We start from the raw sequence: 18,295 nt of genomic DNA on the forward strand, positions 1-18,295 counted from the left end.
CTGCCGGGGGTTTCATCAGCAAGCTATCAATAATTTTATATACTTTTACATTCTATATAGAGGTGAGAGAAGTGAACAAAAAATTACTCATGCTGTTTATGGCAGTACTGTTGGCTGTATTCACAGCTGCATGCGGCTCCAATAACGCCGCTCCTGCAACACCTGCGGCAGACGCAACAAAAGCACCTGAAGCTGCACAAACATCCGAAGAAGTTACGATCAAGCATAAATTGGGTGAAGCAAAACTGAAAAAGAATCCAAAAACCGTTGTAGCATTTGACTACGGTGTTCTGGATTCCTTGGACAAATTGGGTATCGAAGTAGCGGGTGTTGCACAGTCTTCCAGCATCCCTGCATACCTGGAAAAGTTCAAAGATGCGAAATACACAAACGTTGGTGGCTTGAAAGAGCCAGACTTTGAGAAAATCAACGCAATGAAACCAGATGTGATCTTCATTTCTGGACGTCAACAAGATGCTTACGAAGAACTGAACAAAATTGCTCCAACCATCTTCATGGGTGTAGACAATGCGAAGTACATGGAATCTTTCAAAGAGAACATGAAAACATTGGGTACCATCTTCGGTAAAGAAGCACAAGTAGAAGAAGAGTTGGGCAAAATTGATGCATCTATCAAGGAATTGAATGCAAAAGCAACGGCAAGCGGCAAGACTGCTCTGATCGTTATGGTTAACGAAGGCAAGCTGAACGCTTACGGCGCTGGTTCCCGTTTTGGTATCCTGCACGGTGAATTCGGATTTACGCCTGTAGACAAAAACATTTCTGTAGAAAACCATGGTCAAAGCGTTTCCTTTGAATATATCGCAGAAAAAAATCCAGACTACCTGTTCGTAATTGATCGTGGTAACGCGATTTCTAAGAATAAAGAAGTGTCTACTTCTACACAGCAAACTGTAGAAAACGACCTGATTAAGAACACGAAAGCATTCAAAACTGGCAACATCATTTACCTGGATTCTAGCAACTGGTACTTGTCTGGTGGCGGATTGGTATCTACCGCTGGCATGGCAGACGAAGTTCTGAAAGAAGTTAAGTGGTAAGAGGCTAGAACAGAAAGTGGCGACAGCCGAGGGGAGTAAGACATTCCCTGGGCTGTCGCCTTTTCATTTTTTAAAACGTGCTGATTTATACCCGGGGCTCCCGTTTTGCAAACTCCTGTAACATCCCTCTGATTTGTTCTACCAATAAAGCAGGTGCCTTCTTAGGTGAACCAGAGTCAAACGGTGGCTGGGGATCGTATTCCAAAATCAATTGGACTCCTTTACTCATATCTTCTCCCAATTCCCATGCAACTAATTGGAGTGCCATGTCGATACCAGAGGAAACACCGGCCGCTGTAACGATTTTGCCCTGACGAACGACTCTTTCCTCTGTTGGAGTGGTTCCAAGGGATTGGAGCAGTTCGAAGGACCCCCAATGAGTGGTGGCTACAGCTCCATGTAACAAGCCTGCGGCGCTCAAGATCAGAGAGCCATTGCAAACAGACGTAGTCCATTTCGTTGTTTCATGTATGTGGTGAATCCATTGTAGAGTTTCTTCATCATTCATAGGGGTTTTATAATTGGGCGGACTGCAACCGGGAACAACAAGAATATCAGCGGAAGTAACTTCAGAGAAGCTGTAATCGGCATGTAAATAGCCCATATTGGAGTCAAGCTTGATTAACCCTTTTTTCTTAGCGACAAACTTCACTTCACATTTCAGCGTAGCAGCGAATACATCGTATGGACCAATTGCATCTAATGCGGTAATGCCGTCGAAAAGCAAGATGGCAACCTTCATGATGATCTCTCCTTTGAAATGGGATATTTTTCTTGCAAACAAATACTAACATACATATACGGGGTATATGTATGGCGGAGTTGTGACTAACTGCAAGTAGGTATAGCAAAAAGCCGGTTACACCATAAAACGTGGTGAAAACCGGCTTTTTGCTTGTGGAATCTAACAATTATCTGGCTCCAACCAGCTTGCGCTCTTCCGTGTAAACAGGTTGGGTAGTGGTTTCGCTTGGTTGCTTTTGATCTACTGCATGAGACAGCTCATAAGGGAGGCAGAGCGGTACACCCGTGCGAGGATCAATTAGAATGTCTGCTTCGATGTTGAATACCTTACGCAGCATCTCAGGCGTCATGACTTCAGCAGGGCTTCCCTCAGCGACAACGGTACCGCGAGAGATTGCAACCATGTGCTGTGCATAACGGGTTGCGTGGTTCAAATCGTGGACGACCATGACGATCGTACGATTTTCTTCGTCATTCAACTTTTGTAGGAGCTTGAGAACCTCCAACTGGTGAGCCATATCCAGGAAGGTCGTAGGTTCATCCAGGAACAGGATGTCTGTTCCTTGCGCTAGAGCCATGGCAATCCATGCGCGTTGGCGCTGACCGCCGGATAGTTGGTCAACCGGACGATCATGGAAATCGGACATGCCGGTCATGGAGATCGCCCAGCTTATGATCTCTTTATCTTCCTTGGTCAAAGAGCCGAAGCCTTTTTGATGGGGGAAGCGGCCATAGGTAACGAGCTCAGACACGGTCAAGCCATCGGGTGCGGTTGGGTTTTGCGGCAAAATCGCCAGTTGCTTGGCGACTTCCTTGGTCGATTGCTGGTGGATCGATTTTCCGTCCAAAAATACTTGTCCGCCTGTTGGCTTCATAATCCGGGCGAGAGTTTTGAGGATCGTCGATTTACCAGAACCGTTTGCACCGACCAGTGCAGTGATTTTTCCAGAAGGAATGCTGATGTTCAAGTCTTTGACAATGGAAAGCTCACCGTATCCGATGTCCAGCTTTTGCGTATATAAGCGCTCCACAATGGGCCAACTCCTTTTTAAGCAAAGTATGTACCTGTAACGAGGTTGTTCAAAAAGTCGTCTTTTGATCACGCAGTAGTCCTGAGAGCGTATTCGACATCGAAATTGGCGTTCACCTTCGAAGTCCGGTGCTCATGTAGGTTCCCTACACTCCGCTCCTCCTTCTTCAGGTTCTCGCCACTTTCTCGGTGCTGAAAAGACGACTTTTTGAACACGAATTATAATTAATCGTAGTAATGATAATCATTTTCACTAAGATAAAGTATATAACGTAATGAGGTCAAATTCAATAAGTAAAAAGCCAACCTGCTCACATGCGTGAACAAATTGGCCTTGGGTTAACAAATGATTATCCAGTGTTAGTAGGTGATATGAGCGATGATCCCGTGTTCGTCGTCCAATACCAGCTCGATACCGGCGGAATAAGGGTTGCGCTGCATCTGGGTCTCCAGATAGTAGCGAATCGCTTCAATCATATTCATCTCGATGAAGATTTGTTGGCGATCCATCCAGTGTACTTCAGCAGAAAAGCCGTATTCTTCGTCCCACATCAGTTCGACGGAGATGTCTTGTGGCTTCAACTGCTTTTTGTAGGCTGCGTGAATACAGATCGCATTAATGATATCTTGTTCGGAAAATGTTATCTTTTCCATGCGTTCAGTTCCTGTTCTTTCTCACGCTTGGTTTTGAAGTAGACGATCACTTTACGGATCAGGATAATCACAGCGAGGATCGCCATCAGGTTGATCATGAAGCCAAGGATGGAGCCCAGGATACCCATGTCACCGAACAGGGATCCGAACAGCAAACCAGCCAGACCACCAATCATGAGACCTTTCATGAATCCGCCGCTTTTGCTTGCTGTAGCAGCAGGAGTTGTTGTTGTACCTTTATTTGTTGAAGCATTTACATTTGTATCAGCTTTGTTAGGCGTTTGCGTGTTCGTAGGAGCCGTATTAGAGTTGAAGGATTTTTTCCCGGACTTATAGCCTTTCGCGTCGGCATGATCAATGAATCCTCCGGCTGGAGCGAGTACGAGCATTACGGCAACCAACATCATGATGAGTTTTTTCATGTTATTTGAGTAGCCCCTCTCAGTTTAATGACTTGTATATATAAGTCTACATGAATATCGGACGAAATTCCAATGAGCTTTCAGTGACGATCAGTCTAAATACCTACAAAAAAGCCCCTGACAAGCGATCATGTCAGGGGTTCTTCGTTTTACGCACTCTTTTTCAGTTTTCGAGCTGCCCAGTTACCCAGCGATTGAATGAGCTGGACCAAGACGACGAGAATAACGACAGTAATGATCATGACTTCGATGTCCCATTGCTGATAGCCGTAGCGCAAGGCGAGATCGCCAAGCCCACCAGCACCGACTGCGCCCGCCATAGCCGTAGCGCCAATCAAGCCGATCGTCGCAATCGTCAGGCAGAGGACGATGCCAGGCCGTGCTTCGCGCAGCATGATGCGAAAAATTATCTGCGTCCGGGATGCGCCCATCGCTTGGTACGCTTCGATAACGCCACGATCGACGTCATGCAGGGCCGTTTCCATCAAGCGTGAGATGTAAGGCGAGGTATAGACGATGAGCGGCACAATTGCTCCTTCAATCCCAATCGAAGTGCCCACGATCAACTCCGTAAAAGGAATGATCGCAACCATCAGGATAATAAAAGGCAGCGAGCGCACAATGTTGATGATCGTATTCAGGGTGTGATAGATGATTTTGTTCGGGAAAAGGTGATTCGCCTGTGTGATGACTAACAAAATCCCGAGCGGAATTCCGATTAATGTCGCAATGAATAATGAAAACCCAACCATGATGACGGTTTCTTGTAGGGATTGTCCGAATACCGGAATCATTTCAATCAAACGCTCCATTAACTCCGCACCTCCTCTGGTGACACAATATCTACGCGGTAGACGGATTCACGCAAGAAGCGAATGCCATCCTGAATGGCCTGGTCTTCACCAGAAATGTGCAAAAGCAAAATGCCGAGCGCCGTTCCCTTAATGGTCGTAATCGAGCCGTACAACAGATTGGTGCTAATCGGAAAACGTGCAGAGAGTGTTCCTAGAACAGGATCGAGAGCGGCATCCCCGCGAAAGGCAACGCGAACAATTTTGGAAACGGGTCCGGTTTCTTTTATCTTGGACAAAATCTCCTGTGGTACCTGATCGTCGAAAACCGTTTTGATAAAATTACGTGTCGTTTGCTCTTGCGGATTGCTGAAAACATCCAGAACAGAGCCTTGCTCGATGACGACACCGTTTTCCATGATGGCTACTTGGTCGCAGATTTTTTTAATGACCTGCATTTCATGCGTAATGAGCACGATGGTCAGGTTGAACTTTCGATTGATGTCGAGCAACAGCTCCAGAATCGATTCAGTCGTCTGCGGGTCGAGAGCAGAAGTCGCTTCGTCACAGAGCAGGATTTCCGGATCAGTCGCAAGTGCACGAGCGATACCCACCCGTTGCTTTTGTCCACCGGATAGCTGAGAAGGATAAGCGTTTGCTTTATCAGACAAGCCAACCAAGCCGAGAAGGTCTTCTACCTTGCGCTTAATGACATCTTTGGGGACGCGATTCATCCGCAAGATTTCCGCCACATTGTCAAAGACATTATAGGAAGAGAGCAGGTTGAAGTGTTGAAAAATAATCCCGATCTTTTTGCGAGCTTGCCGCAGCTCTTTTTCTTTGAGGGTCAGCATGTTGTGGCCATTGACGATCACAGAACCGCTGGTCGGCTTCTCCAACAGGTTGATGGTGCGGAGCAGGGTACTTTTTCCTGCTCCGCTAAAGCCGATAACCCCGTAGATTTGCCCTTTTTCTACCTGAAGGGATACGCCCTTCAATGCTTCTACCTGCTTGTTTCCTACTTGATACGACTTATGAATATCGGTTAGCTGTATCATAACGAGTTCTCCTTGTTGTTCTTGATGTTCCTGGCGTCGATCTTACCAGGACGGCAGTACAGCCCCTTCAAAACGTTCGTCGATGAATTTTTTCACTTCTTCCGAACGGTAAATGTCTACCAGCTTTTTGATAGCTGGGTTGTCTTTGTTGGTTTCGTTGACTGCCAAGATGTTCACGTATGGAGAGTCAGCCGTCTCAGCGAAGATCGCATCTTTTTTCGGGGAGTAGCCAGCTTCCATTGCGAAGTTCGTATTAATCGAAGCTACCTCTACGTTGCTCAACGAGCGTGCCAGGAAAGCAGCCTCCAGCTCTTTGAATTGCAAATTTTTTGGATTTTCTACGATGTCCAGTGGCGTTGCATTGTCGCCCGCGCCATCTTTGAGCTTAATCAAGCCAGCTGCCTGATAGAGCAGCAGGGCGCGTGCTCGGTTGGTTGGATCGTTTTGAATGCCGACAACGCCGCCTGCCTGGATGTCCTCGACTTTTTTATGCTTGGTGGAGTACAGGCCCATCGGGTACGTGACGGTTTTTCCGACCTCGACAATTTTTGTTTTATGATCTTGATTGAACTTCGCCAAGAACGGGATGGTTTGGAAGCTGTTTACATCGAGATTTCCTTTATCGAGAGCTTGGTTCGGCTGTACGTAGTCGTTGAAAACGACGACTTCGACTTCAAGTCCTTTGCCTTTGGCGACTTCTTTCACTTTGTTGAGAATCTCTTCGTGCGGGCCGCCAGTGACGCCCACTTTGAGTGAGGTTTGTTCAGCAGCAGTGCCACCGTTAGCAGGAGCAGCTTCTTGTTTACCGCCGCAAGCCGTTACGAGCGATGCAGCGAGCAGTAGCGTAGTGAGCAGAAGACCAGTCTTTTTCATGAAAATACCCCTTTTCTCTGGATGTAAGATGGAAAAGAAAAAAGCCTCTTCCGACAGAAGAGGCGAAAACTGCGAGTATGTAACCACACTGCAACAATACCTCTCTTATCTGTCGGAATAAATTCCGCTGGATTTGGCACCGTATCGTTTGCGATAGGTTGCCGAGGTGTCATAGGGCCAGTCCCTCAACCTCTCTTCATAAGAGAATGTGCTATGAAATTATCATTCCAAACATTGTCGCTAATTCTTATTTGGATAGTTGGATTATAACGACTGAATTTTTAGGTGTCAACTGTTTTTGCAAACGAATGACTTGGTGGAAAAATGTGAAATTGATCAAAATACGAATATTATATTGAAGAATTAAAAAATCATATGTATAATGAGAGCGAATGAACCCGATACCAGCTATCGTAGGTGATGACATGACTCTAGTGGACTCCAATGAAACCAGAAAAAAGCTGTCTGCCATCTATAATGAGATAGCAAAAGAGTTGTTCGGATTTGGAACGACTTTGCTCCGAGTCACGATTGAAAACCAGATGATTACGTTCCAAGCCAAGCATCGCCGCTCTCCGCGCTCACAAGCGTTGGAAGGAGAAGCGCCGGCCCTCAAGCTCGAAGTCGATTTTCGCATGTCCCTTCTTTATAAGAAGAGACTGAGAGAGCGACTGGAGGAAGAGATGGGGTTGCCGTTGGAAGCCGTGCTACGGGACTATGATGCGCCTACGCAGTGGGCGATCACGAATGTTATTTTAGCTGAATCAGAACTGAATACCTGACGCAATCGTTCGGATTTTCTCTTTTGATCTATCTTAAGGGGAGACCGTAGACTTTGCGTAAAAACGGGTGTCACTTCTCTTTGTTTACGAAGAAAAGTGCTCTTGTTTAGAATGATACGTTCTAATCAAGGGTACTTTTCTTTTTATTGTACCACCATATTTTGTCATCAAATGAACCCAACTGGAGGAGAATTACGATGAAAAAATTACTTGCTGGAATCCTGTCTTTTTCTATGATGTCACTGGCTCTCGCTGGCTGTGGCAGCAACGATCAACCACAAGCGGGTGGGGCTGGCGGCGAAGCCAAGGGTGAGCCACAAAAGCTGGTCATCTCCACATGGGGCTTCTCTGAAGACTTTTTCCGCAAAGAAGTATATGAGCCGTTTGAAAAAGAACATAACGTGAAAATCGTACTGGAAATCGGGAACAATGCAGAGCGCCTGAACAAAATTCGCCAAGGAAGCTCCGATGTAGACTTGATCTACCTCTCTGACTACTATGCACAGCAAGGGATTGAGAGTGGCGCATTTGAAAAAATCGACCGCAGCCGCATCCCGAATCTGGATCAAATCTATGATATTGCCAAAGCACCACTGGGCGAGGAGTACGGTCCAGCTTACACGATTGGCCAATTCGGGATTGCCTACAATCCAAAACTCGTGAAAACCGAGATCAAGGATTGGAAAGACTTGTGGAACCCAGAACTGGCAGGCAAGCTGACATTGCCAAGCATTACGTCCACAACTGGCCCAATGGTTCTCGACAGTGCTTCCCAGATAGCGGGCAGCAAGGAATTTAACGAGGATCAAGCCTTCGCGAAAATGAAAGAAGTTAACCAAGGTGTAGTGAAGTTCTACGACAAGACCTCCGAATACGTGAACATGTTTGGACAAGAAGAAATCGGCGTAGGACCGATCATGGAAATGTACTTCAAAGACATCAAAGCCGCTGTTCCGGAAGCTGTTTTCGTACAACCTGCAAGCGGCGGATATGCGGTCATGAATACGGTTAACATCGTAAAAGGCTCGAAAAACAAAGCACTCGCAGAAGACTTCATCAACTACCAGCTGAGCAAGGAAGTTCAGGAAAAAACAGCAAAAGCAAAAATCGATTCCCCTGTAAACAAAACGGTTCAACTGACAGAAGAAGAAGCAAAAGGCGTAACGTACGGGGAAGAAACCGTAAGCAAGCTGCGTATGATGGACATGAAATTCGTTAACGAGCACTCTAAAGCATGGATTGACCGTTGGAATCGTGAAATCACGCAATAACGAGCGATAGAAAAACAAGGGCGAGGGTATAGACATTTGTGGATATACCCTCGTTTTCATGAGAAATGAACGTGAGGAGGACCACTCGTGCAAAAGATCATTCTTGACGTGGATACGGGCATTGATGATGCGCTTGGCATCATTCTCGCTGTGAAGAGCGGGCAATTCGATTTGGTGGGCATTACTACGGTGAATGGAAACGTGTCGCTGCGAAAAGCCACAGAAAACACGTGCAAAATTCTCGATTTCTTGCAAGTCGGCGAGCAAATCCCTGTCGTCTGTGGAGCATCTGAACCGTTGCTGCGGCCGTTGTTTTTCGAGCATGCCGTGCATGGGGAAGATGGCTTGGGCGGTGCTCTGGCAGGTGTTCCGGTTTACAAGGAGCCAACTGCTGGCTTTGCTCCTGATTTCATCGTGGAAAACGTACTCGCTCATTCCGGCGAGATTACGCTCATCATGACGGGACCGCTGACCAATTTGGCACTGGCGGTGAAAAAATGCCCGGAGCTTGTCCAACACGTCAAGGAAGTCATTTTCATGGGTGGAGTGGTCCGCGAGCACGGGAATGTGACGCCGGTTGCGGAGTATAACATGTACGTCGATCCAGAGGCGGCCAAGGTTGTGTTTCATGCCGGATTCCCACAATTGACGCTGGTTGGACTGGATGTGACGCGAAGAGTGCTGCTGAACGAGGAGCATATTCGTGAGCTAGGAGATACACCGATGGGCGAGTACGTAAGACAGAGTACGTCTGACTACCTCCATCGTTATTTTCAACGAAATGGCATCTATGCGTGCGCCATGCATGATCCATTGGCTGTCGCAGTCGCACTCGATCCGAAGCTGGTGGCGACCAAGAAGCTGTATGTAGATATCGAAACGAGAAGTGAGCTGTGTGATGGGCAAACGGTTTGCGACTTTCAAAACCGCCTACAAAAAGAACCGAACATAAACGTCTGTCTGGACGTAGATGCAGATGCGTTCTTTGCGCGTTTTATCGGCGCATTGAAAGCCTGACGATACCGTGAACAGGAGTTAATCAGATGAGAAAAACGGGTCTTTATTTATTACTGTTGCCGGGTGTGCTGTTTTTGACGCTGTTCATGGTCATTCCGATTGTGATGACGATTGCGTCCACCTTTTATCAAGATGGTAGCTTTACGATTCAAGGCTATCTCCAATTTCTTACCGACGCGTACTTCCTGAAAATTATGCTGACGACGCTGCAGGTCAGTCTGGTCACGACGATTGCGTGTGTCCTGATCGGTTTCCCTGCCGCGTACTACATTTCCAAGCTAGGCCCACGCAAAAAGGGCATCCTGCTGGCTTTGGCGATTTTTCCTTTGCTGACCAGCTCTGTCGTGCGGTCGTTCTCTTGGATGATTATTCTCGGAAAAAAGGGCTTATTGAACAGCTCGCTGCTTGCAATCGGGCTCATCGATAAGCCGTTGGAAATATTGTATACGCCGACTGCGATGATGATTGGTTTGATTCATCTGTTCCTGCCGCTGATTATTATTACGCTGGTAGGGGTGATGGAAAACATCGACCCAGATTTGCTGAAGGCGGCGGAGAGCTTGGGTGCTTCCAAGTTGACTGCCTTCTGGAAGGTCATTGTGCCACTTAGTGTACCGGGACTCATCATTGGTAGCATTCTGGTGTTTGTCGGAAGCTTGACTGCCTACACCACGCCGGCCCTGCTAGGTGGAAAACAGCGGGTCATCTCCACGTTTTTGTATCAAAATGCGATTACGCTTAATGATTGGCATTTGGCATCCGTCATTGCCACGATCATGATTGTCATTACATTTGTCGTCATTTATTTCATGAACAAGCTGGCGACGAAATTAAATCCGAAGGGGTAGAAACTATGCAGGAGAAAAATCGCGGGTTGGCCCTGTTTACCTCTCTCGTCTTTCTATTTTTGCTAGGGCCGCTCATTATCATTTCTTTTACGTCGTTTGAGCCGGGGAGCGTCTTGAAGTTTCCGCCGGAGGGCTTTTCCTGGCGGTGGTACGAAAACATTTTTAATGTAGAAATGTTCATGACGACATTCAAGACGTCGATGTTCGTTTCCTTGCTCGGAAATCTTTTGGCGCTCTTATTGGGGATTCCGGCAGCTTATGCGCTCAGTCGCTTTGATTTTCGCGGCAAGGGCATTTTGAATGGCATTTTCATCTCACCTGTCCTGATTCCGGGTATTGTGATGGGCTTTGCCATGCTGAAATACGTCATTGTCGTGTACAATTTGCCGATTTATGCGGGACTTCTCGTCGGTCATACGGTGCTGATGCTTCCGTTTATCATTCGCGTCATTGCATCATCCTTGTCCAACTTTGACTTCGCCATTGAAGAAGCGGCTTTAAGCCTTGGGGCAGGTCGTCTCGAAACCTTTTTCAAAGTCGTCTTGCCGAATATTCGCTCCGGAATTATTGCTGCGATTCTGATCGCTTTTCTGGAGTCGTTCAACAACGTAGATATCTCTGTTTTCATGACAGGACCAGGAGTAAGCACGCTGCCGATCCAGATGTTGACGTACGTAGAAAACAACTTCGATCCAACGATCGCCGCTATTTCCGTGCTGCTCATGATTCTTACGGCTATTCTCATGTTCATCATTGAACGTCTGATGGGGCTTTCCTACTTTACAAAACGATAACGGAGGCATCAACTCATGGCATTGCTCACGCTGGATAACGTATCGGTTGCCTATGACAATCAATATATTTTGCAAAACTTCAATCTCAATATCGAAAAAGGACAGCTCATCTCTTTGCTCGGTCCGAGCGGTTGCGGAAAGACGACGACGCTGCGCCTGATTGCGGGTTTTCTCGAAGCAAAAGATGGCCGGTTCATGTTTGAAGGAAAAGATTATACGCGCGTTCCGGTCAACAAGCGCAATTTCGGGTTTGTGTTTCAGAGCTATGCGCTGTTTCCACACCTTTCTGTATTCGATAACGTGGCATTCGGTTTGCGCCTGCGCAAGATCAATGAAACAGAGGTAAAGACCCGGGTACAGCAAATTCTCGAAGTCGTGAGTCTCGGCGGCTATGAAAAGCGTTTCCCGAAGGAACTGTCTGGTGGTCAAAGACAGCGCGTGGCGATTGCGCGGGCACTGGTGATTCAGCCCGACTTGCTGCTGTTCGATGAGCCGCTCAGTAACCTCGATGCCAACCTGCGGATCAACATGCGCGTAGAAATCCGTCGCATTCAGCAGGAGCTGGGCATTACGACAGTATACGTATCGCATGACCAGGAGGAGTGTTTCTCCATTTCAGATCAGGTGGCGATCATGAACAAGGGCGTGATCGAGCAGCTCGACGATCCAGCCACGATTTTCAAATATCCAAAGACAGAGTTTATTGCTCGCTTTATTGGTTTTACCAACTTCATCGACTTCGCAGAGCGTACTGAGCAGAACGGAGAAATCGGCCTGCGTGTCGGTGACCATCATTTTACCGCGTCCAAAAATCCGGGTACGGCGAATCCGTCCGGTAAAAAATGCGCAATGCGACCAGATGACCTCCTCGTGACGACAGAAGAGAGCACCGAGCTGGGAATGAACCGTCTGCGCGGGACGGTAAAGGTAAGCACGTTTTTGGGACGCAGCTATCAATATGTCGTGGAAACAGAGTTGGGTGACTTCACGGTCAATCAAGAGATGGAGACGCCGTACAAGACTGGCCTAAACGTCAATCTGCTGTTTCCGAAAGACAAAGTGGTACTCGTGGACTAAAGACAGGAGGTTATTTACGTGAAGGTCGATTTGTTGATTCAAGACGTCCAAGTGTTTAACAGCTATTTTAAAAAGTTCATCAAAGGAAACGTCGCTGTTTTGGATGAACGATTCTTCTATATTGGTGAGCGGAGTACGGAAACATTTGAAGCTGCCGAGATCGTGGACGGACAAGGCCGCTACATGATTCCTGGTCTGGTCGATATTCATTTGCATATTGAGAGCACGATGGTGACGCCGGAGACGTTTTCCTATGGTTTGATTCAAAACGGAGTGACGACGATCGTACCGGAGCCGCATGAGATGGCCAATGTGTTCGGAATCGAAGGGATCAAAGAGATGATTCGTGCGAGCCGTGATTGTGTCGTTGATATGCTGTACGCGATCCCGAGCTCCGTACCAGCTACTTCAATGGAAACGACAGGTGGGTCTGTCGAGATTGCAGACATGGACGAGCTCTTGCGTTCTGAAGAGATCATTTGCCTTGGCGAAATCATGAATTACGTAGACATCATCAAGGACCCTGACTGCAAGACGAATCGCATCCTGGAGCATATCCGCAAGACGTATCCAAAGCTCGTCATCGAGGGGCACGTCCCGAAATTGCTTGATTTGGACCTTCATCGCGTCATTTATGCGGGAGTGGACTCCGATCATACGCATCAGACACGTGAGGGCATGGAAGCGAGAATCGCAGCGGGCATGTTTCTAGAGATTCAAGAAAAATCGATGACGGATGAAGTCATGGACTATTTGATCAAGGAAGATGTTTCTGAGCATTTTTGTTTTGTGACGGATGATGTGATGACCGATTCTTTGGTCAATCGTGGACATTTGAACCATATCGTGAAAAAAGCCATTCAAATGGGCATGCAGCCAGAGCGCGCAATCTACGCGAGTACATTTACCCCAGCTAGACGTATGAACATGACGGATAGAGGGGCGATTGCTCCTGGAAAAATAGCGGACTTCCTATTGCTGTCTGATCTGCATGAACTCAAGATCGAACGCGTCTATAAAAATGGGAAGAAAGCTTATGACGTCAAGGAAGAGTACCGACAAGTAGTCAAAGAGAAGCAGTTTCCTGCGCATTTTTATGAGAGCATCAAGCTATCACCACTTACAGAGCAGGACTTCCGCGTCACAGTAGAGGTGCCGGACAATCGTTATCCATGTCGGGTCATGCTTGTTCAAAACGGTTCTACTTTTACAGAGGATCACCGTGGAATCGCTGAGGTGCGGGAAGGACAACTCTTGTGGGAGGAGAGCCCGTACGGCTTGATCGCCGTCTTTGAACGCTATGGCAAAAACGGTAACCGTGGCTATGGCTTGATCAGCGGCGATACGATCAAACGAGGGGCGGTAGCCACCAGCTATTCGCATGACAACCACAATCTCTTGGTTGTCGGACACAATCCGCACGATATGATGGTCGCAGCTAATGAAGTCATCCGCAACCAGGGCGGCTTTTATGTGGTCGAGGATGGCAAGGTGATCGCGAGCCTTCATTTGCCAGTCGGAGGCATTCTGACAGAGGAACCATTGGAAAAAACGGCAAAGGAAGTCGAACAACTACGCCGTGCCATGGAGTCGCTCGGTTACGATCACTACAACCCGATCATGTCGATCAGCACGCATTCCTTACCGGTCAGTCCAGCCTTGAAGCTGACGGATCTGGGGTTGATCGATGTTAACGACGGGAAAATAGTTCCATTGCTGTTGATGTAAAAAAGTTGCTTGCTGAAAAGAAAGTTTTCGGCAAGCAATTTTTTTTGATCTAATAGTCCCGGAAGAAGCATATAAATTTTCATGCATAGGTATACATTCCTGAATCATCTCCCTATTTTCTTACTGGAATTCGGGTATTTGGTAGGTTTTGGTTTAGGTATTCAGAATCTGGGAGACTGGAAAAATTTTCTGTAACATGGTATTCGATCCTAATCCAGGAAAGAGGAGATAAATAAATGGATAACGTAGGGTTGAGAAACACACTGTTCAGTAAAGGGCTTTCGCTTTTGTTCATGCTGGCTATGATGCTGGTGGCAGGCGCAGCTACTCTCGTGTTTGCTGAGAAAGCCTCGGCACACGGGTACATCGAATCGCCAGCGAGTCGTTCTTACTTGTGTAAGACGGGGCAAAACACAGGCTGCGGTCAAATTCAGTATGAACCGCAAAGCGTTGAGGGCATCGGTTCGTTCCCCCAATCTGGTCCTGCCGATGGTGAATTTACCGGTGCAGGTCGCTATCCTGAGCTTTACACACAAACAGCAGATCGCTGGACCAAGATTACCTTGCAGGGTGGACAAAATTCGTTTACGTGGAATCTGACAGCCCCGCATAGTACAGCGGAGTGGAAATATTACATCACGAAAAAAGATTGGAATCCAAACAAGCCACTTTCCCGAGCTGATCTGGAACTGTTCTGCTCATTCCAGGACGGAGGGAAAAGACCTCCATTCACGGTAACGCATTCGTGCAATGTACCGACAGATCGTAGCGGTTACCACATTATTTTGGGTGTTTGGGAAATTGCCGATACGGGCATGGCCTTTTACCAGGCAATTGACGTGAATTTGATTAACAATGGAACAGGTATCGTAGAAAAGCCTACCGTTCCAGGTAATGTGATTTCTGTATCACAAACAACTACAAGCATTGAGCTTGGCTGGACAAAATCCGTGGCAACTGACGGAATCAAGCAGTACGACGTGTATCGCGATGGCAAACTAATCGCATCTACCAAAGAAACAGCATACACGGACAAAGATTTGACGCCTGCTACGGCTTATAGCTATACCGTTGTGGCAGTTGATAGCAAAGGGAAAGAGTCTAACGCTAGCAAGGCACTAACTGTTCGCACAAAAGCAGAAGATATCGTGGATACAGAAGCGCCGACTGCACCAGCAGGAATCATGACCCACAATCCAACAGAGACAGAAATCGACCTGATGTGGAGTCCTTCCCGTGACAATGTTGGTGTGGTGAAATACGAGGTGTACCGTGACGGTTCCCGCGTAGGGACAGTTGAAAAGCCTTCCTTTGTCGATAAAGGATTAACGGCAGGAACATCTTATACGTATACAGTCAAGGCAGTTGATGCCGCAGGAAATATTTCCGAAGAGAGTGCACCTTTTGCTGCAAGCACAAAGGAGAAAAAGCCTGAAGTACCAGGTGAAATCGCCGAGTGGGATTCCTCAGCTGTGTATGTACAGGGAGACCGCGTCTTGTATGATGGACTGGAATTCGTAGCAAAATGGTGGGTAACTGGAGAAAAGCCAGACCATTCCGATGCGTGGAAACTGGTGAGCGATGTCGTACTGTCGTGGGATTCCGGCAAAGCGTATGATGGCGGAGCGCAAGTGAACTACGGAGACAAGGTTTATGAGGCAAAATGGTGGACCAAAGGCGAAGAGCCAGGGAAAGCCGATGTATGGAAGCTGGTTGAATAATGGTGCAAAGCCCAGGTGATCCGCCTGGGCTTTGTTTGTGTAAGTGCAGCCACTATTTTGCCGATTCCTACTTGTTTTGATATACTTATAATTTGAATGATAAGCCCATCTTATAAGGTTAGAAGGATATGAAAAATGAATGAAACCTATTCGCTAAAAGAAAAATGGCGACAGTTTTTGGCTGTTTTGCTTCCAATCTTGATATCACAACTGGCGCTATTTTCGATGACGTTCGCTGATACCATCATGTCTGGACATGCCAGTCCGACAGATTTGGCGGGGGTAGCGATCGGGGCTAGTCTATGGACACCTGTTCAAGCAGGCTTGACGGGGATTTTGATGGCTGTCATGCCGATGGTTGCGCAGATGGTTGGGGCAGGGAAACGAGATCAGGTGCCTTACACGGTTATGCAGGCCTTATATTTGAGTGTGGGGATTGCGATCGGTGTCATCATCGTCGGTGGTTTGGTGCTTGATCCGATCCTGAACTGGATGCAATTGGAGCCTGTGGTGCGTACAATTGCTCGCGGCTTCCTGCATGCAATCGCTATTGGAATTATCCCGATGTTTCTTTATACGGTGCTCCGTTGCTTTATTGACGCATTAGGACAGACGCGAGTAACGATGTTCATTACCCTGCTTTCGTTGCCGATTAACGTCTTTTTAAACTACGCTCTTATCTTTGGTAACTTTGGTTTGCCTCGACTGGGTGGAATCGGTGCCGGGCTTGCATCTGGCATCACATACTGGTGTATTTTGCTGATTACTCTGTTTGTCGTGAATCGCGTACACCCATTTGTTGAGTTCGGTTTGTTCTCCCATTTTCACCGGATCTCGATGAAAGCATGGAAAGAGTTGCTGAAGCTGGGGCTTCCCATCGGATTTTCGATCTTTTGTGAGGTTAGCATTTTTGCGGCCGTCACTTTGTTCATGAGTGAATACAGCACGATTACGATTGCTGCGCATCAGGCAGCGATGAACTTCGCATCCTTCCTGTACATGGTGCCATTGAGCATATCCATGGCGTTGACGATTGTCGTCGGCTTTGAGGTCGGAGCCAAAAGGTTCCGGGACGCAAAGCAGTACAGTTATTTGGGGATAGGTATCGCTCTTGGGATCGCCCTTTTGTTCGGGATCAGCTTGCTGATGTTTAGCAAGCAGGTAGCTGGTTTTTATACGACCGACATCGAGGTGTTGGAGCTTGCCCAGCATTTCTTGATGTACTCGATCCTCTTCCTGATCTCTGATGCCGTCGCAGCACCTATTCAAGGGGTACTGCGCGGGTACAAGGATGTGACCGTTACCTTTATCGTTGCGCTGATATCTTATTGGGTGATTGGCTTGCCTTTGGGATACATTTTGGCGAAATTCACTTCGCTTGCAGCATTCGGATACTGGATTGGTCTGATTACGGGATTGGCTGCCGGTGCCATCTTCCTTTTTGGACGTCTGCTGTCGTTACAGAAACGCATGATTCGCAGCCATTCATAAGGAAACAGATAAGCGGAAAATCCCTAATGTGGGGGTTTTCCGCTTTTTGCATGAAGAATGAAAGCCCCGTTTACACTAGGTGAAAGACCAGATATACTTCTTATCATAGACGATGGAAGAAAACCTGACATCAAAGCAGATGGGGGGAGAGACTTATGTCACTCTCGATATTCACGACGTATGATTTTTTGCTAAAACTAGGAGTTGCACTATTTCTAGGCTTGATGATTGGTATGGATCGACAGCTCAAACACAAGCCGCTGGGGGTAAAAACCAGCATGGTTATTTCGGTTGCAAGCTGTCTCATTACGATTGTCTCGATTGAATCCGTGCATCGGTTCTCCTTGCCTGGACACACAAATATGGACCCATTGCGCTTGGCTGCTCAAATTGTGAGCGGTGTAGGTTTCCTTGGGGCTGGTGTTATTCTACGCCGGAGTAATGATGTCATTTCGGGCTTGACCACAGCATCGATGGTCTGGGCGGCTTCTGGACTTGGGATTGCAGTAGGAGCAGGGTTTTATTTTGAGGCAGTGACCGCGACGATCCTCATTATTTTGGCGATTAATTTGTTCCCGATCCTTCTTCGCTTGATTGGTCCAGAATCGCTCAGACAAAGAGATTTGTCGATCAAGATTGTGGTCGAAGGTGGGGGCGATTTGGATTTGGTGTTCAAGCAGATAAAGCACCTCGATTTACAAGTGAAACGGGTGAAGGTCAAAGACTTGGACAATAGTCTGCAAAAGCTGGAAATGATGATTACGGCATCGGAAAACACGTATACGACGGATATTTACAGTCTGCTGAAAGCGGTAGATCATGTTGTTTCTGTAGAAGTAGAAAGCAGATAAAAAGGAATAATAGAAGACGGAGGCCATGTGTGGCTTTCGTCTTTTTCATTTCATTTTCAAGTGGCTGTCGTGAGGGAAGAAG

Annotated in this window: 18 protein-coding genes and 1 riboswitch; of the genes, 11 read left to right on the forward strand and 7 right to left on the reverse strand. The window is 47.2% G+C overall.

The features are described from left to right. Positions 1-71 precede the first annotated feature (71 nt). Positions 72-1,061: a siderophore ABC transporter substrate-binding protein gene (locus HPY28_RS14090; RefSeq protein ID WP_035290734.1), complete on the forward strand. Its 990-nt coding sequence runs from the start codon at positions 72-74 to the stop codon at positions 1,059-1,061. 85 nt (positions 1,062-1,146) lie between these two features. Here the strand turns inward: HPY28_RS14090 and HPY28_RS14095 are convergent, their stop codons facing one another. From HPY28_RS14095 to HPY28_RS14125, 7 genes are all read right to left on the reverse strand, one after another. Further along, positions 1,147-1,803: a DJ-1/PfpI family protein gene (locus HPY28_RS14095; protein ID WP_017246623.1), complete on the reverse strand. Its 657-nt coding sequence runs from the start codon at positions 1,801-1,803 to the stop codon at positions 1,147-1,149. A 169-nt stretch (positions 1,804-1,972) separates the two neighbouring features. Beyond that, positions 1,973-2,836, reverse strand: coding sequence for an ABC transporter ATP-binding protein (locus HPY28_RS14100; protein WP_174230785.1), 864 nt, complete (start codon positions 2,834-2,836; stop codon positions 1,973-1,975). A gap of 359 nt (positions 2,837-3,195) precedes the next feature. Continuing rightward, positions 3,196-3,489: a YxcD family protein gene (locus HPY28_RS14105; protein WP_173623415.1), complete on the reverse strand. Its 294-nt coding sequence runs from the start codon at positions 3,487-3,489 to the stop codon at positions 3,196-3,198. Further along, complete coding sequence (locus HPY28_RS14110; RefSeq protein WP_017246620.1) at positions 3,477-3,911, reverse strand: hypothetical protein; 435 nt, start codon at positions 3,909-3,911, stop codon at positions 3,477-3,479. The genes HPY28_RS14105 and HPY28_RS14110 overlap by 13 nt, the downstream gene beginning before the upstream one ends. 149 nt (positions 3,912-4,060) lie before the next feature. Continuing rightward, positions 4,061-4,723 (reverse strand): methionine ABC transporter permease, encoded by a 663-nt coding sequence (locus tag HPY28_RS14115; RefSeq protein ID WP_017246619.1) that lies wholly within the window; start codon positions 4,721-4,723, stop codon positions 4,061-4,063. Continuing rightward, complete coding sequence (locus tag HPY28_RS14120; RefSeq protein ID WP_017246618.1) at positions 4,723-5,760, reverse strand: methionine ABC transporter ATP-binding protein; 1,038 nt, start codon at positions 5,758-5,760, stop codon at positions 4,723-4,725. The genes HPY28_RS14115 and HPY28_RS14120 overlap by 1 nt, the downstream gene beginning before the upstream one ends. A 42-nt stretch (positions 5,761-5,802) precedes the next feature. Next, complete coding sequence (locus tag HPY28_RS14125) at positions 5,803-6,633, reverse strand: MetQ/NlpA family ABC transporter substrate-binding protein (RefSeq protein WP_017246617.1); 831 nt, start codon at positions 6,631-6,633, stop codon at positions 5,803-5,805. Between the two features lie 102 nt (positions 6,634-6,735). After that, positions 6,736-6,838: riboswitch (SAM riboswitch) on the reverse strand. A gap of 220 nt (positions 6,839-7,058) precedes the next feature. On the opposite strand from HPY28_RS14125, the gene HPY28_RS14130 reads away from it, so the two are divergent. From HPY28_RS14130 to HPY28_RS14175, 10 genes are all read left to right on the forward strand, one after another. Then, complete coding sequence (locus HPY28_RS14130; protein WP_015893853.1) at positions 7,059-7,415, forward strand: hypothetical protein; 357 nt, start codon at positions 7,059-7,061, stop codon at positions 7,413-7,415. A gap of 197 nt (positions 7,416-7,612) precedes the next feature. Next, complete coding sequence (locus HPY28_RS14135; RefSeq protein WP_069849860.1) at positions 7,613-8,686, forward strand: ABC transporter substrate-binding protein; 1,074 nt, start codon at positions 7,613-7,615, stop codon at positions 8,684-8,686. Positions 8,687-8,773: 87 nt separating this feature from the next. Beyond that, positions 8,774-9,703: a nucleoside hydrolase gene (locus HPY28_RS14140; protein ID WP_106833504.1), complete on the forward strand. Its 930-nt coding sequence runs from the start codon at positions 8,774-8,776 to the stop codon at positions 9,701-9,703. A gap of 26 nt (positions 9,704-9,729) precedes the next feature. After that, on the forward strand, positions 9,730-10,551 hold the full coding sequence (locus HPY28_RS14145) for an ABC transporter permease (protein WP_007724617.1): 822 nt from the start codon (positions 9,730-9,732) through the stop codon (positions 10,549-10,551). Positions 10,552-10,556: 5 nt separating this feature from the next. Continuing rightward, positions 10,557-11,345, forward strand: a complete 789-nt coding sequence (locus tag HPY28_RS14150) for an ABC transporter permease (protein WP_017252586.1) — start codon at positions 10,557-10,559, stop codon at positions 11,343-11,345. Between the two features lie 15 nt (positions 11,346-11,360). Next, positions 11,361-12,422: an ABC transporter ATP-binding protein gene (locus HPY28_RS14155; RefSeq protein WP_017252585.1), complete on the forward strand. Its 1,062-nt coding sequence runs from the start codon at positions 11,361-11,363 to the stop codon at positions 12,420-12,422. 18 nt (positions 12,423-12,440) lie between these two features. Further along, positions 12,441-14,150 carry an adenine deaminase gene (locus tag HPY28_RS14160; protein ID WP_174230786.1) on the forward strand — a complete coding sequence of 570 codons (1,710 nt, stop codon included), beginning with the start codon at positions 12,441-12,443 and terminating at the stop codon, positions 14,148-14,150. 236 nt (positions 14,151-14,386) lie between these two features. Next, the gene (locus HPY28_RS14165; protein ID WP_174225296.1) at positions 14,387-15,871 is read left to right on the forward strand and encodes a lytic polysaccharide monooxygenase; all 1,485 of its coding nucleotides are present in this window, start codon (positions 14,387-14,389) and stop codon (positions 15,869-15,871) included. A gap of 135 nt (positions 15,872-16,006) precedes the next feature. Further along, positions 16,007-17,362 (forward strand): MATE family efflux transporter, encoded by a 1,356-nt coding sequence (locus tag HPY28_RS14170; RefSeq protein WP_017252582.1) that lies wholly within the window; start codon positions 16,007-16,009, stop codon positions 17,360-17,362. Positions 17,363-17,517: 155 nt separating this feature from the next. Continuing rightward, on the forward strand, positions 17,518-18,213 hold the full coding sequence (locus tag HPY28_RS14175) for an MgtC/SapB family protein (RefSeq protein ID WP_017252581.1): 696 nt from the start codon (positions 17,518-17,520) through the stop codon (positions 18,211-18,213). Positions 18,214-18,295: the final 82 nt, after the last annotated feature.

It is taken from the genome of Brevibacillus sp. HB1.2, assembly GCF_013332495.1.
Classification (GTDB): domain Bacteria; phylum Bacillota; class Bacilli; order Brevibacillales; family Brevibacillaceae; genus Brevibacillus; species Brevibacillus porteri.

Excerpts from the sequence above, each read along its gene's own strand:
- HPY28_RS14095 (WP_017246623.1), bottom strand. The coding sequence starts at position 1,803 with ATGAAGGTTGCCATCTTGCTTTTCGACGGCATTACCGCATTAGATGCA.
- HPY28_RS14105 (WP_173623415.1), bottom strand. The coding sequence starts at position 3,489 with ATGGAAAAGATAACATTTTCCGAACAAGATATCATTAATGCGATCTGT.
- HPY28_RS14110 (WP_017246620.1), bottom strand. The coding sequence starts at position 3,911 with ATGAAAAAACTCATCATGATGTTGGTTGCCGTAATGCTCGTACTCGCT.
- HPY28_RS14115 (WP_017246619.1), bottom strand. The coding sequence starts at position 4,723 with ATGGAGCGTTTGATTGAAATGATTCCGGTATTCGGACAATCCCTACAA.
- HPY28_RS14120 (WP_017246618.1), bottom strand. The coding sequence starts at position 5,760 with ATGATACAGCTAACCGATATTCATAAGTCGTATCAAGTAGGAAACAAG.
- HPY28_RS14125 (WP_017246617.1), bottom strand. The coding sequence starts at position 6,633 with ATGAAAAAGACTGGTCTTCTGCTCACTACGCTACTGCTCGCTGCATCG.
- HPY28_RS14130 (WP_015893853.1), top strand. The coding sequence starts at position 7,059 with ATGACTCTAGTGGACTCCAATGAAACCAGAAAAAAGCTGTCTGCCATC.
- HPY28_RS14135 (WP_069849860.1), top strand. The coding sequence starts at position 7,613 with ATGAAAAAATTACTTGCTGGAATCCTGTCTTTTTCTATGATGTCACTG.
- HPY28_RS14145 (WP_007724617.1), top strand. The coding sequence starts at position 9,730 with ATGAGAAAAACGGGTCTTTATTTATTACTGTTGCCGGGTGTGCTGTTT.
- HPY28_RS14150 (WP_017252586.1), top strand. The coding sequence starts at position 10,557 with ATGCAGGAGAAAAATCGCGGGTTGGCCCTGTTTACCTCTCTCGTCTTT.
- HPY28_RS14155 (WP_017252585.1), top strand. The coding sequence starts at position 11,361 with ATGGCATTGCTCACGCTGGATAACGTATCGGTTGCCTATGACAATCAA.
- HPY28_RS14165 (WP_174225296.1), top strand. The coding sequence starts at position 14,387 with ATGGATAACGTAGGGTTGAGAAACACACTGTTCAGTAAAGGGCTTTCG.
- HPY28_RS14170 (WP_017252582.1), top strand. The coding sequence starts at position 16,007 with ATGAATGAAACCTATTCGCTAAAAGAAAAATGGCGACAGTTTTTGGCT.
- HPY28_RS14175 (WP_017252581.1), top strand. The coding sequence starts at position 17,518 with ATGTCACTCTCGATATTCACGACGTATGATTTTTTGCTAAAACTAGGA.